Below are 12971 nucleotides of genomic sequence, written 5' to 3' on the forward strand. Positions count from 1 at the left end.
GTGCTCTGTGAGCACCGAAACCGCCTAGACCTATAACAACTCGTGTAGTACGCGCCCCTTGCATAGCACGATCGGCCGGTCGAATCGATCGCGCAGTTCGGTCGTGGGATCGACCCCCAGATGCGACCACATCGTGGCCAACACGTCGGCCGGCGCCACAGGCTGACTTGTTACGTAAGCGCCTTTGGCATCGCTGGCCCCGTGTACAATTCCACCGCGGACGCCACCGCCGGCCAGCAGGCACGAGTAGGCGCTCGGCCAATGATCCCGCCCCGCCTCTTTATTGATGACCGGCGTACGACCGAATTCCCCTGTCTTGATAACCATCGTCCGCTCGAGCATCCCGCGCGATGCCAGGTCTTCGATCAGCGCGGAATAGGCCTGATCGAGGGGGGGCACTCGATGCTTATACGTGTTCTGGATGTGGCCGTGCGAATCCCAAGACTGGTTGAAGGCGTTGTACGAGACCATGCGGACGCCCGCCTCGACCAGGCGCCGGGCAAGCAGCAATGACTGCCCCAGCGACGTCTTTCCATACCGGTCGCGCATCGCGTCCGACTCGCGCGAAAGATCGAGAGCGTCACGAAAGCCTGGATCGATTAGCAGATCGTACGCGCTTTGACGCAGTCGATCGTGCGATTGTGTCAATTGGTTTTCCAAATGCCTGGTCGTGGCGTCGATCTGTTCGCGCAGGGTCCAGCGAGACTGCATCCGGTCGAGCGGCACGTACTCAGGCAGCGTCAAGTCGAGCGGCTTGAAATCGGCTTTGCTCGGATCGCCCGAAATTAAAAACGGATCGGTCAGGTTTCCCAAAAAACCGCCGTATTGTCCCGGCATACGATTCGACGGACCAGGAATGCTCAACCAGTTGGGCAACGACACACTCACGGGCACCGCGGCCGGCGATCGCTGTAGATAGTTCAGCACCGCGCCGGGACCTGGGAAATCCTCGCCACGCGCCTCGCGATCCTCATTGCGTTGATCGTTCGAGCCTGTGAGCGTGACGTACGTGCCCGCAATATGATTATTGAAATCATGTTCCATCGACCGCACGAGCGCGACGTGATGCGCGATCTTGGCTGTTTGCGGCAGCATCTCGCCCAGCCGCAGCCCCGGTACGCTGGAATCGATCGTGCCGAAGGGACCGCGAATCTGCTCGCTGGCCTGTGGCTTTGGGTCGTAAAGATCGATATGGCTCAGTCCGCCCTGCAGCAGTATGAAAATGCAACGCCGCTGCGGATCGCCCGCGCCTGAACGGGACGTAGCCGCCTGCACAGCCTGGCTGCCGGCGCCGGCCAGGATCGACAAGCCGCCGACACGCAAAACCTCGCGACGGCTCCAAGCAGAAGGCAAATGGCCACGTGGCATGAGGAAACTCTCGGGCGGGAAAGGGCTCGGGGCGGGTGTCCGTCAGTGTAGCCAGATTTATCACCGATCGCCAAGCGAAATGGCCCTTATACGGTCTTACAACGCCAGCTTGTAAACGCGCAGGGCATTTTCGCGCAAGAACTTTGCCATCGTTTCCGGTTTTAGCGGCAACTCGCGAGCCTGCGCCGCGCATTTTTCCAGCGAGAGCATTGGGAAGTTCGTGCCGAACAGCACCTTGTCCGCGCCGTACGTGTTCATGAAATGGATGAGTTGCGGCGGGTAATATTTCGGCAGGTAGGCGCTCGTATCGATGTACACGTGCTCGTGTTTCCAGGCCAGCGCGATCATCTCGTCCGTCCACGGATAGCCAATGTGCCCACCAAGAATTCGCAACTCAGGAAATGTCAACGCCACTTCGTCGATGTAAGGAATCGGGCGCCCCGGTTCAGACGGCATCAAGGGGCCTGTGTGTCCGACTTGCGTGCAAAACGGAATATCCAGTTCGATGCACTTTACGTACAGCGGATAGTACAGCTTGTCATTCGGCGGGCGATTCCACAGCCAAGGAATCACGCGCAGCGCCTTGAAGCCCAACTGCCGCACGGCACGATCCAGCTCGCGCACTGCCTCGACTGGTTTCTCTAAGTTCACCGTCGCCACGCCGACAAAACGTTTCGGATAGGCGTGCAGAAACTCGGCAATGCGATCGTTGCTGGTGATCGAAATGCCAGGTCGAGCCCAGGTGGTCATGCACACCCGTTCGATGCCGGCGGCGTCCATCATTCCCACCATCTCGTCGGCGCTTACCCCTTTCTCCAACAGGTGTGCGGAGCCCGACTGGCGGAACAGCCTCGCGATCTCGGGCACGGAATCGAACATCTCCTTGATGGCCGGGTTGGCCCAGGCGTCGATGATTGGAATCGGCTGATCGGACATCGGAATTGTCTCGGGCGCAGGGTGGATGTGCTTTCGGCACATCGTAAGCCGTGCGGCGCTGTCGAAGCAAGCAATGGATGGCCGCAGTTGCTAAGTTAGTCTCGTCACATGGCAAAAAAATCGAAGTGATCGACGAGGCGCATGGCATGAATTCCTTGGCCGGACGCGTAGCGATTGTTACCGGTGGAGCGAGCGGCATTGGTCGGGCCACGGCAATTGCACTAGCCCGTGAAGGGGCAAAAGTCTTTGTTGGTGACGTTCGACTGCCAGAGGAGAACACGCCAAGATTTGGAGAGCTTGGCATTCACGCGCAGTTGTGCGACGTGCGACGCGATGAAGAAGTACGCCGACTTTTGGAACGGGCCGTGTCTGACGAGGGGCGGCTGGACATCATTGTCAGCAACGCCGGCATTGGTCTCGTCAAGCAAATACCGGACGTCACCGAGGCAGAATGGGACGCCGTTATGGAGATCAATTTCAAGGCGACGTACTTGCTGGCGCACCATGCTATTTCGCATCTGCGCGCAGCCGGCGGTGGTTCAATCATCGTTACCGCCAGCAACGCCGGACTGCTTCCGCGCGCGCACGATCCCGTTTATTCGACGAGCAAAATGGCTTTGATCGCGATGACCCGCAGCCTGGCCCTTTGTCACGCGCGTGATCGGATTCGGGTGAACGCCGTTTGTCCCGGTCCCGTTGGCGACACAGGCATGATGAACGCCGATCTGGCCTCGGCCACGGATCGCCAGGCTACGGCTGCGCGATTCATCGCCGCCAGTCCACTTGCCCAGGCCTATGGCCGGATGATCACGCCGGAGGAAGTGGCGCAGGCGATCCTGTACCTGGCCAGCGAGGCTGCGGCGATGGTGACCGGCACAATGATCGCGATCGACGGCGGCAAATCGCTGGGCGTGCCGCCCGAGTGATTCTCACCTCATCCGGCGATAGATCTAGCCGTTGCCGCATTGTGCGCGATTCGAAATGCGAGAGGAGGGACTCGAACCCTCACGCCTTGCGGCACTGGATCCTAAGTCCAGCGCGTCTGCCAATTCCGCCACTCTCGCGAAGTGTTATGCAGAAACAGTTTGCGTCGAATTCCGTGACTCGTCAAGGGAGCCTGTTTCGGGCTGCGCGCAACGGGCGCGCAATGATCGGTGCATCTGTGTTGCGCCCTTGCCGCCTGTGCCGATCCTGCGTTCGACGTTGCGTCGTGCAATAGTTAGTTGATCCATCCTGTCGTAGTGCCGACGGATCACCTCAGGAGTGGCGCCAACCATGACGCTGACGTCTTTCTCCGAAGCGCCAGCCATTTGCATGCCGGTTATTGCAGTGCGCCGGAAATCGTGCATCGTGAACGGCTCCCATTGCCTCTTACCTTCCACGGCCTTCGCCGTCTTGGCGTCGTTAAACCGCTGTAGCTCCTGCTGGACCCATCCGACGAGTCTGCAGGGCCCGAATCCCTTCACCCGGGCCGCGTGGTTTGGCTGGCGTTTCCAGAGGATCAGGAGCCGCCGCAATTCGTCCGAGAAACGGCCAAACGCCCAGCCGCCAGCCGAGCAGGCACACAACTCGGCGTGGAGATCCTCGGGAAGCCAGCCATATTTGTACTTGCGCGTCTTGGACGATCCTGCGCAAACCCGCACGTAACCATCGGCCAGCAGGTCTTCGTCTCTAAGGCTCGCAATCTCGGTTGCCCGCCAGCCGAGCAACGCCGCGACCTCCAAATAAACGAGCGGCAGCCGCCAATTATTCCAGCGCTCATTCAGCCAGGCGAACAGTTCAGCCGTTTCGCCGGCCGTCACAATCCGGACATCGGGATCGTCGCACTTGGGCGGCTTAACCTTCTCGAAGGGATTTGATGGCAGCAGACTGCATTCGGAACCCAACCATTTGCCGAATACCGCTTTGAGAGTCGAGAGGTCTCCCCGGAGCGTCCAGGGGGACACAGCGTTCTTACCCTCGGAACGTCGACGCTTGTACTCGTTGGCATGTTCCAAGGTCACATCAGCGGGACTGCCCAAATCGGGGAATCCCTTCTGCAACGCGTCAAAGAGCAGCAATGCATCCGCAACGTAGGAGGGACGCAAATTGTCCGCCCGCATTGCTCGCTCTACAGCGTCACGGCAGTCCAGCCAAGATGGCCTGAAGGGCTCGGGTTCTGGTTCCAAGGCAATCGGCGCTTGGGGCAGAAGCCCGTTGACCTCTGCCCATTTCAGTTTGCGTAGGGACTCCGCCTCGGAACGATCTGCCGTTCCCGCGGCTTCACATTGCCATTTGCCGGTAGCAGGATCCTTCCAACGTAGGGCGAGCTTGTACGTCGCCTTGCCATTCTTGCGTTTCTTACTGGTTTTGCGCTTTACGATATAAATGTTCGTTGCCATCGTGCATCCTCCCATGAGAAATCTCAAAAGGCACCTGGACCCGACCATTGTGGGACTGATCGTAGAAGATCAGCCCCACCCGGCACCTTCAAGATGAGGCGCCGTCCGGCCGAAACACATCACCGTTTACCCTGAGTACGGGGTCCGAACTGTTGTCAGCGTTCGAGGGCTCGGTGCCGGCAGGCTCGACCTCAAGGTCCTCGAAGTCGACGTCGACCCCGGGTTCGATTGGCCGCAGGGTATCGCCCAGGCGAAGGTGATAGCGGATGAGATTTGCCTGTCCCTGAATCAGCTTATACAGGCTCTCAAATGCGCCCTCTGGACTTCGAGGAATGTCCATCGTGCCGTTGATAACGAAGGCAACATGCAGGCGATCCCCTTCAAATCGCCAATCTAGCCGATCCTTAATCCCTTCAAACTCGGCGGATAGTTTTCGGCCAAGCGAAAACCTCAAACCATCTTCGATGTGCTCCAAAATCTCGTTCGCTTGATCCGTGTCAATGGAATTCGAACTTGGAACGCTTGCGAATGCTGTAGCCATTTTGGCCAGCCCTTCTCGCGCCCGGATAGGCGCGCAAAAAAACCCCAGCCCCGGTCAGTCGCCTTGAAAGCACCTGTGAGGGTGCCGCGCAGGAGTTACCTGCCTGCGCGCGGCTAACCGGGGTTGGGGTGTTTCTGTAACGCATTGGAAATTCTCTCACAGTTCGCGGTTTCAAGGCCGCGTCCAAACGTCCTGCGCAGTATCGTGCCGATTTCCGGCACTGTCAATCTCACGAGGAATGCCAGGCTAGAACTGGGCTTCCTTCCTCCTACTTGTTAGGTGAACCGGTACCGTATATACGAGAGACTTCAAAGCTCGCCTGGCACAGACGCCAGCGCGCCCTCAAGCTCTGAAACCCTCTCTCGGAGCCAGACCAGAATTTGCTGGCCGACTTCCTTCGAGGCGTCTACGCGCAGGTTGTGTAGCTTGTCATCACCAGGCAGCATTAAACCGACGCCCCAGCGCTTGCGTGGTTCGCCGGCGGCGGTTACCTCGTTCATCACTTCAATGAGCCAGCCAACGCTGTCGGCAGCGGCTCCTAGGCGATCTAGGTAGCAATTGAGATGTTGCATCCGACTCGGCTGAAACAACTCGGTCGCAGGGGGCTTGGTAATGGTAGCCATTTGGCACATTCTCTCTCTCGCCCTAGGCGCGCAAAAAAACCGCAGCCCCGGTATGTCGCTTGATAAGCGCCTGTGAAAGCGCCGCGCAAGTGTTACCAGCATGCGCACGGCGTACCGGGGTTGCGGTCATTTTGTGACTCATGGAATTCCACTCACAGCGCGGTTATCAAGCCGCGTCCAGTCGTCTCCGGTAATATCATGCCGCTCCGCGGCGCTGTCAACGCTTCTATATGTCTATTGCGATAATTGATTCTTAGGCTTAGCCGGACGCTTTCGCCTCCGCTTGGCGAGTCGCACCTGACGAGCCTTCACGAGTGCTGCAAGATCATCCTTGGCAATTCGGATCATTCCCTTATCCATACCACCTAGCCGGTAATGCCGTAGTCCGGCGCGATAGCAAAGACCGTAAATCCCTGGTCGTGACATGTTCAACAGTTTTGCCGCTTGCGCCACGGTTAATAGCGCCGGGGCGTCGGCAAACGCTGCGATCAGTTCATGTGGTATTTCGTAACTCATTGCTTCAGACGCCGTCGTTCGTTGGTGCGCTTAAGTCGATCAATCTCTTACCATAAACGTGCCAGCCTCGATTCACCGAAGATGCTAAGTTCGACCAATCGAAGCTGCCGAGCGTTGATCGTATTTAATGCCAACAGATTTGCATTGGTGATCTACTTCGCTTCGCTTAGTTGTCATCCAATTCCAGTCTGCTCCGACTTTGAACATTTGGGCTACTCCGCATGCCGAAGCCCGCGTGCCGTGCCAGTCAATCTCAGCGAAGTCGCATACTGGAAATCTATCGACCTCGCCCCGAATGTCAATATGATAAATTATCGTAAGTTATGTCTATTTATGGACTTATGTATATCGAGTAGATATAGTCCATGTCTAATATGGACGATCTCGGGTCCTCAATTCGCGGTAACCTAACTCGACGTGGGCCGATTTTGCATCGAATCAGAATCCTTCTGCTGAAAAAGCAGACGGGGAGAACGTCCCGTTCATCAGCCTGATGGGTGGTCTTAGATAAGGACAAGAACAAACTCCACTATGAAGGCCAGATGGTTTAGGTCACCAGCTTTCGATTGACCACCGCCAGATCGGAAGTATCATCTGCCCGTGGCAACGCTGTTGATCGACAATTGCTTCTGCAGAGGAAGTTCTAATGAATCGGACAGTGAGTAATCTGGTGTTGTTTGCCGCTCTAATGGCGCCACGCGGCATCGCAGAAGCAACGCCGATTACCAACCTCTACGGAACAGGCTTGGCAGCCGATGGATCGCCGCTGGGCGCCGGAGCAATTGATGCTCACTATTCAATCATTTCTGCGCCGACTGGCTCGGGCCTTGGGCCATCGGCGTTCGTGGCCTTAGACACGACGCCGTATCCGTTCGATGGCTGGTGGCTAGCAAACGGCATGACCAGCCAATGGATCGCACCTGTGGCCGATCAGAACGGCGCGATGCCAGGTGGCGACTACGACTACCAAACCACTTTCGACATAACAGGAATTGATCCGTCGACGCTTTTAATCACAGGTCAGTGGGCGGTCGATGATGCCGCGTACGTACTCGTTAATGGGCAGTCGACGGGCATCGTCAACACGGGTGGTTGGAGTCAATTCTCGCCGCTGTCGGTCTCAGCGGGATTTGTATCCGGCGTCAATACGCTCGACTTCATCGTGCATAACATCGGCGACCCAGGCCTTAATGGTAGCGGCCTTCAGGTCCAGCTATCGGGTTCCCAAGTTCCGGAGCCCGGAACCGCTTTCTTAGCGATCGCAGCGTTGGGGTACATCGCAATTAGACACGTGCGTTTTTCGCGAAGTGCATCTTCGTTCGCGCCAACTCCCAACTCAGCGAGCTGGTCTTGCGATCTTCACAGAGGTGCCACGATTGGCAAGGAACATCGCTGAAGTCCCGATTGGTCCGAATGGCGCGCCTTTTTAATATCGAGGACGGTCGAAATGGATTCGAGGCAAGTCGTCGCCGTTTTCATGTCATTGGTTTGCGCTACCATCGCTGGTGCCGACGTCCGTAGTTGGTCGGACGCGACAGGCAAGTTTCATTCAGAAGCGGAGCTAGCGGATTTTCAAAATGGCGTCGCCTACCTCAAGGAAGCCAATGGCCGGATCGTCGCTGTCACGCTGAATCGCCTTAGCTTAGACGACCGCGACTACATTGGATCCACGATATCTCGCGTCGAGGTCCTCAAAGGCAAGGCTGTCGGCATCACCGACGGGGATACTCTCACGTTGCTGGATGGACAGCAGCACCAGGTGAAAATCCGTCTAGAAGGGATCGATGCCCCAGAGAGCCATCAAGCGTATGGGACGCTCGCTCGGAAGGCACTAGCCGGTAAGGCCTTCGAGAAAGACGTAGTCGTAGAGTCGCACGGACAGGACAAATACGGGCGCACGTTAGGCCACGTATTCATAGGTTCGCGTTGGATCAACAAAGAGTTGGTGCAGGAGGGTTGGGCTTGGCATTACCGCGAATACTCGAAGTCTGCAGTACTCGCCGATGCGGAAAGCGAAGCACGGACCAAACACGCAGGGCTTTGGCAGGATGACAAACCAGTTGCGCCATGGGACTTTCGACACCCTCCTGCGCAATCCAGCGTCGCCGTGGCGCAACCCGCTTCGCCGTCGGCAGCTCCCACGGTTTCGCTAAAGCCGCAGTCCTCCAAACCTACTGACGAGCAAACCGTCTATGTAACGAAGACGGGTACCAAATATCATGCACCTGGATGCCGGCATCTAAGCAAGAGCAGCATTCCGATAAAGCTCTCGGACGCATCTGCCAAGTATTCACCGTGCAGTGTTTGCCACCCATCAGTGGTGAAGACAGAGAGTTCGGATAACACGCTGACCTCTGTACCGTCCCGATCATCGTCCGCAACTTCAATTGACGTTGATCGCAATCCAGACAGCGAGGCTGTAACGGGCCATACTGCAAATGGTATCCCAACGTATACTGGGCCGCGAGGTGGTCACTACCACTACAGCAAGAGCGGGAAAAAAGTCTACGAGCGCAAGAAATAGTAAGCGATCGGCGGACAGAGGCTCTTTACGCACTGCAACCTAATAAGAATCCCGTCATCGATCTCTTTTAAAGAATGCAGCAAGAAGGACCGTCATTCGATGCACATTCGCTCTAACGTCGTACTCGTAACGATCGCTCTTCTCTGCTCTTCAACGCAAGCAGATGAAAATGAAATCAGTCTTATCGAGTCGTTGGCGTCGCCAAATCGTGAAGCGCGCTACGAAGCAATCAAATCGATAAGTGATCTAAAAACCATCTCAAGTGCCGTCGCCAGCGCGATGTTTGAGACGTTGAGATCGGAAACAACGAGACTTTCCGAACCGGCCCAAAAGGATAAGACCGTCCCGCAGAAACTTCCAAAGAACGGTGACGAGACTTCGCTTGTCCGAGTTAAGGCCGATCCGGATCTGTTTATCGGGAAGCCGTTCTACATTGTGGGACGTGCAAATCTCGCGGACTATTGGAATTATCAGTACCGGAACGCGGAAACGACTCATTATTCGATCGCGTTCCAGGAAGCGGATGGAGCGAACGAACGCGCGTATTTGTATCTGGAACGAGAAAAGGGACGCGCTTTCGCTGACCAACTCGCAAAAAATGCGGAAAACGGTATTCCGTCAACGCCGCTCCGGGCAAAGGTGACGCTAGTCTCCGGCGGGTCTCGTGCGCCTGACCAGTGGGACATGCTTGAGTTAATGGATATTCAGCTGCTTAGCGAGGATCAGAAGAAGTGGGATCCGTCAGCTTTCGAGGGAATCTTGATGATCGTGAACGAGCTCAAGCGTTGCGATAAATCCGCGGTCCCGGCATTCGTCGAAGTACTACTGGCGCCGCCGGGGACTGGCACTGAACAAGCGTTTCAATCGCTCGCACTTGTTACGGTTTCGAGGATGAACAAGACCGCGAAGTCAGCGGCGCTCACCTCATTGAAGCGAGCGGAACGCGTTAGCAAGATTAAGGACGAAAAGGCGCGCATTGCAAAGATGGTCGCCTTCATTGATGCCGCAGGTAAGCCAAAGAGGCGGGACTTGGACTGAATGCAATCGTGTCGACTACAGCCCCGATATTTCTCCCGCGTCACGAGCCTCATTCGGGCAAACCCAGTCCCGGATCGTCGGCCATTTCAATATCCTCACGACGCAGTCGGTCCCACGTCTTTTGAGGTTCCCCGGTGGGATACTCATTCCACCAAGGACCACGTTCAGCGCTGTCCAAGTCTTCGCCAATAAGCATTCGAACTTTCGCCTTAGCGTTCAAAAAAGAGGATGGAAAGACGAACTCGCGGTACGTTTTATCTGCCTCTTGGACTTCATATCTGTAGAAAAGTTCCTCTGTCGAGAGATCAACAACGACCTCAAGTAGTTGACTTCCTTTTGCTCCCTCATTGCAATTAAGTGGGGACGCGGATAGCCAGACGCGCGGTCCAAAAATCTCGCCCAAACCGCGTGCGCCGTCGCGAAACCCCTCGGCAAGGATCTTTCCGGCTGAGTCAGTTCTGTGGTAAAGAATCGGCATGCGTTCATCCTGAATAGAACCGCCCCGTCAGCGCCGCAATGTTCGTAGGGTGGAATGCCGCTGGCGGAATTGAAAAGAAACTGGTCTATCTAATACGAGCACGCCCGGCCGAAATCGATTGTCCGGCCGGGCGTGGCACCTTCAGTCGCTAACTGGGGTCGCTACGGCCCGCATCACGCCTGGTTGCCATGCTTCTCGTACATTCTCGCGAGCTTATTCCATTGATTCGCTACTTCGCGACATTCATGCGCCAGTTGCTGCGCGAGGGAGTTGGTTCCGCGATCGTCGAGAACGATTTCTCCGTTTCCGAGCGCCATTTCGGCCTTCTCATTGCAGATGTCGACCAAGACGCCATAAAGGTGACCTTGGCCGTCATTGCTATGTTCGAGGCCATAGCTGCCTGTCGGTTCGAAATCGACTTTCAGCCACCCACGGGACAAGCGAGCAAGGGTAACGGCCGCTTCGTACTGGGAGCGAAACTGGTCTGTGTCCTTGGCCTTTTTCGTCTTCTTGGATGTGACGGTAGCCATTGGGAGCCAACCTTTCCTGCGCGCAGTAAAACACTGAGCGCAATAAGGGGTCCGCGCGGCGAGTGACCGTGGCTTACTCGGACGGACAACAGACCGCCCGTGGGATCGTTACCTACACCAAAGGCCGGTTCGCCCGCCGCGCGGGCCCTGAACTTGTTGTTTTCGATTCAGTGAAACGCATCGAACTTCTAGACGCTGTTGTTTTCCCGCCGGTCATCACGAAAGAGGGCGACCGGCAACGCAGGTTTCAGTGACCGCATTTTGATTGCGAACGGTCGTATTGTCAACGAGAATCACTGGCCGTCGCTAAAGCCATAAAGGTCGACATGGATCCGTTCACCGATTTCAGTTCGCAAGGGCCACCCTCTCTGACTGATCCGTTGACGACCGTAAGGGATGAGACGCCCGACCCTAAATCCAAACCTGACAAGCCGAAAAAGCCTCGACCGGATTTTCCGTTGTTTCCGCACGCATCCGGGCGATGGGCCAAGAAGGTTAAAGGCAAGTTTGCCTACTTCGGCAAAGTGGGCGACGATCCGGACGGTGTCAGAGCATTGCAGACGTGGATCGCCCAGAAAGATGATTTGCTAGCTGGTCGGGTGCCGCGGACTAAGAAAGAAGGCGGCGCAACGATTCTGGAGATGTGCAATCGATTCATGGCCGACAAGGAGGCGTTGCTAAATTCCAGCGAGATTGCGCAGAGAACGTTCGACGACTACTGGAACACAACGCAAAGGCTGCTATATGCATTCAGCAAGGATCGCCCCATTACGGACATTTCAACTGAGGATTTTGGGAAACTCCGAACAGCCCTTTCGCAGACATGGGGACCGGTGTCGCTTGGCAACGAAATCAATCGCGTCAGGATCGTTTTCAAATATGCCTTTGATGTGCGGTTACTCAAGGAGCCGGTTGTTTTCGGGCCAGGATTTAAGAGGCCGAGCAAACAGACACTGCGACGTCAGAGACGGATACGCGGCAAGAAGCTACTGACGGCCGAGCAGCTCAGATCACTCATCGAGATCGCAGATGTGCAGTTAAAAGCGATGATTCTCCTGGGTTTGAACTGCGGTTTTGGCAATGCGGACATTGGATTGTTGCCAATCGCATCCATCAAATGGAAAGCAAAGATCATCGAGTTTCCGAGGCCGAAAACAGAGGTCGAGCGACGCTGTCCACTTTGGCCGGAAACCATCACTGCATTACGCGCTGTGCTTGCCACACGCAAGGAACCAAAACTGGAGAGCGATCGAGAACTGCTTTTCATCACGAAATACGGTTTTCGATGGGCAAAGGAAACCCGCGACAATCCGATAACCAAGGCTTTTGTGAAGCTACTGCAGGCCAAGAAACTTCACCGCCCGGGATTGGCGTTCTACGCTCTGCGGCACATGTTCGAGACAATCGGCGGGGAGTCGAAAGACCAGGTGGCAGTAAACGCCATCATGGGGCACGTCGACACGAGCATGGCCGAGCAGTACCGCGAGTCTATTAGCGACGAGCGGCTACTTTCGGTGACTAATCTCGTGCGATCGTGGCTCTACCCGGCTGAGAGCGCAAACGCTTGAGAGCCGGGATTTCAACAGCCTCGCTGAAATAGTCCTTCACGACTCTTCGCTGGCGTCTCACGCGCTGGATCCGCGGCCGATTCTCTCGTCCGGCGATGAACAGAGCCAGAGACTCGGCGGAAATACGCCACCTGGGCCTACCGCCCGCTACACGGGCCAGATTCGCGGCCCGCAACTCGCCTGAATGAATCCAGCCCAAAACCTTGCCATGGTCGATACCGAGCCTGTCAGCGACTTGGCGGGGCGTTAGGTAATGAGGAAATCGATCGTAGGCAGATTTCGAACCTTCAGGGCACATGGCTGACTATCCTTTTGTGCAATTTCCTCCGACCGGAGGTTCACGCATTGTACCCATCCGGATTTCGAAATAGGTCCATCCCTCGGCGCCACGAACAGCGGTACAGCGAAAGGTGCCCGGCGTTTATGCGCTATGAATCAATCGGGACTACGTTTTCGCACCGTTGATCG

General features: G+C 56.3%; 13 protein-coding genes and 1 tRNA gene. 5 read left to right on the top strand and 9 right to left on the bottom strand.

The genetic code is table 11. From position 1 onward, the window contains the following. Positions 1–30: 30 nt before the first annotated feature. Positions 31–1368: a DUF1501 domain-containing protein gene (locus VGN12_27335; protein HEY4313196.1), complete on the bottom strand. Its 1338-nt coding sequence runs from the start codon at positions 1366–1368 to the stop codon at positions 31–33. Positions 1369–1464: 96 nt separating this feature from the next. After that, positions 1465–2304: an amidohydrolase family protein gene (locus VGN12_27340; protein HEY4313197.1), complete on the bottom strand. Its 840-nt coding sequence runs from the start codon at positions 2302–2304 to the stop codon at positions 1465–1467. Between the two features lie 77 nt (positions 2305–2381). On the opposite strand from VGN12_27340, the gene VGN12_27345 reads away from it, so the two are divergent. Next, on the top strand, positions 2382–3230 hold the full coding sequence (locus VGN12_27345; protein HEY4313198.1) for a glucose 1-dehydrogenase: 849 nt from the start codon (positions 2382–2384) through the stop codon (positions 3228–3230). A gap of 56 nt (positions 3231–3286) precedes the next feature. Here the strand turns inward: VGN12_27345 and VGN12_27350 are convergent. From VGN12_27350 to VGN12_27370, 5 genes are all read right to left on the bottom strand, one after another. Beyond that, positions 3287–3368, bottom strand: a tRNA-Leu gene (locus VGN12_27350). Positions 3369–3374: 6 nt separating this feature from the next. Beyond that, positions 3375–4685: a hypothetical protein gene (locus VGN12_27355; GenBank protein HEY4313199.1), complete on the bottom strand. Its 1311-nt coding sequence runs from the start codon at positions 4683–4685 to the stop codon at positions 3375–3377. An 88-nt stretch (positions 4686–4773) separates the two neighbouring features. Then, entirely contained in the window at positions 4774–5226 is a 453-nt protein-coding gene (locus VGN12_27360; protein ID HEY4313200.1) for a hypothetical protein, read from the bottom strand. A 308-nt stretch (positions 5227–5534) separates the two neighbouring features. Next, the gene (locus VGN12_27365) at positions 5535–5849 is read right to left on the bottom strand and encodes a hypothetical protein (GenBank protein ID HEY4313201.1); all 315 of its coding nucleotides are present in this window, start codon (positions 5847–5849) and stop codon (positions 5535–5537) included. Positions 5850–6083: 234 nt separating this feature from the next. Continuing rightward, positions 6084–6365, bottom strand: coding sequence for a helix-turn-helix domain-containing protein (locus tag VGN12_27370; GenBank protein HEY4313202.1), 282 nt, complete (start codon positions 6363–6365; stop codon positions 6084–6086). Positions 6366–7011: 646 nt separating this feature from the next. On the opposite strand from VGN12_27370, the gene VGN12_27375 reads away from it, so the two are divergent. From VGN12_27375 to VGN12_27385, 3 genes are all read left to right on the top strand, one after another. Beyond that, entirely contained in the window at positions 7012–7761 is a 750-nt protein-coding gene (locus VGN12_27375) for a hypothetical protein (GenBank protein HEY4313203.1), read from the top strand. A 51-nt stretch (positions 7762–7812) separates the two neighbouring features. Further along, entirely contained in the window at positions 7813–8889 is a 1077-nt protein-coding gene (locus tag VGN12_27380; protein HEY4313204.1) for a thermonuclease family protein, read from the top strand. A 99-nt stretch (positions 8890–8988) separates the two neighbouring features. Next, complete coding sequence (locus VGN12_27385; GenBank protein HEY4313205.1) at positions 8989–9927, top strand: hypothetical protein; 939 nt, start codon at positions 8989–8991, stop codon at positions 9925–9927. A 49-nt stretch (positions 9928–9976) separates the two neighbouring features. Here the strand turns inward: VGN12_27385 and VGN12_27390 are convergent, their stop codons facing one another. Both VGN12_27390 and VGN12_27395 read right to left on the bottom strand, forming a co-directional pair. Continuing rightward, positions 9977–10405, bottom strand: coding sequence for a hypothetical protein (locus VGN12_27390; protein ID HEY4313206.1), 429 nt, complete (start codon positions 10403–10405; stop codon positions 9977–9979). A 173-nt stretch (positions 10406–10578) separates the two neighbouring features. Next, positions 10579–10935: a hypothetical protein gene (locus tag VGN12_27395; GenBank protein ID HEY4313207.1), complete on the bottom strand. Its 357-nt coding sequence runs from the start codon at positions 10933–10935 to the stop codon at positions 10579–10581. Positions 10936–11261: 326 nt separating this feature from the next. Between VGN12_27395 and VGN12_27400 the strand changes: the two genes are divergently transcribed. Continuing rightward, on the top strand, positions 11262–12503 hold the full coding sequence (locus tag VGN12_27400) for a tyrosine-type recombinase/integrase (GenBank protein HEY4313208.1): 1242 nt from the start codon (positions 11262–11264) through the stop codon (positions 12501–12503). Positions 12504–12971: the final 468 nt, after the last annotated feature.

It is taken from the genome of Pirellulales bacterium, from assembly GCA_036499395.1.
Taxonomy (GTDB): Bacteria; Planctomycetota; Planctomycetia; order Pirellulales; family JACPPG01; genus JACPPG01.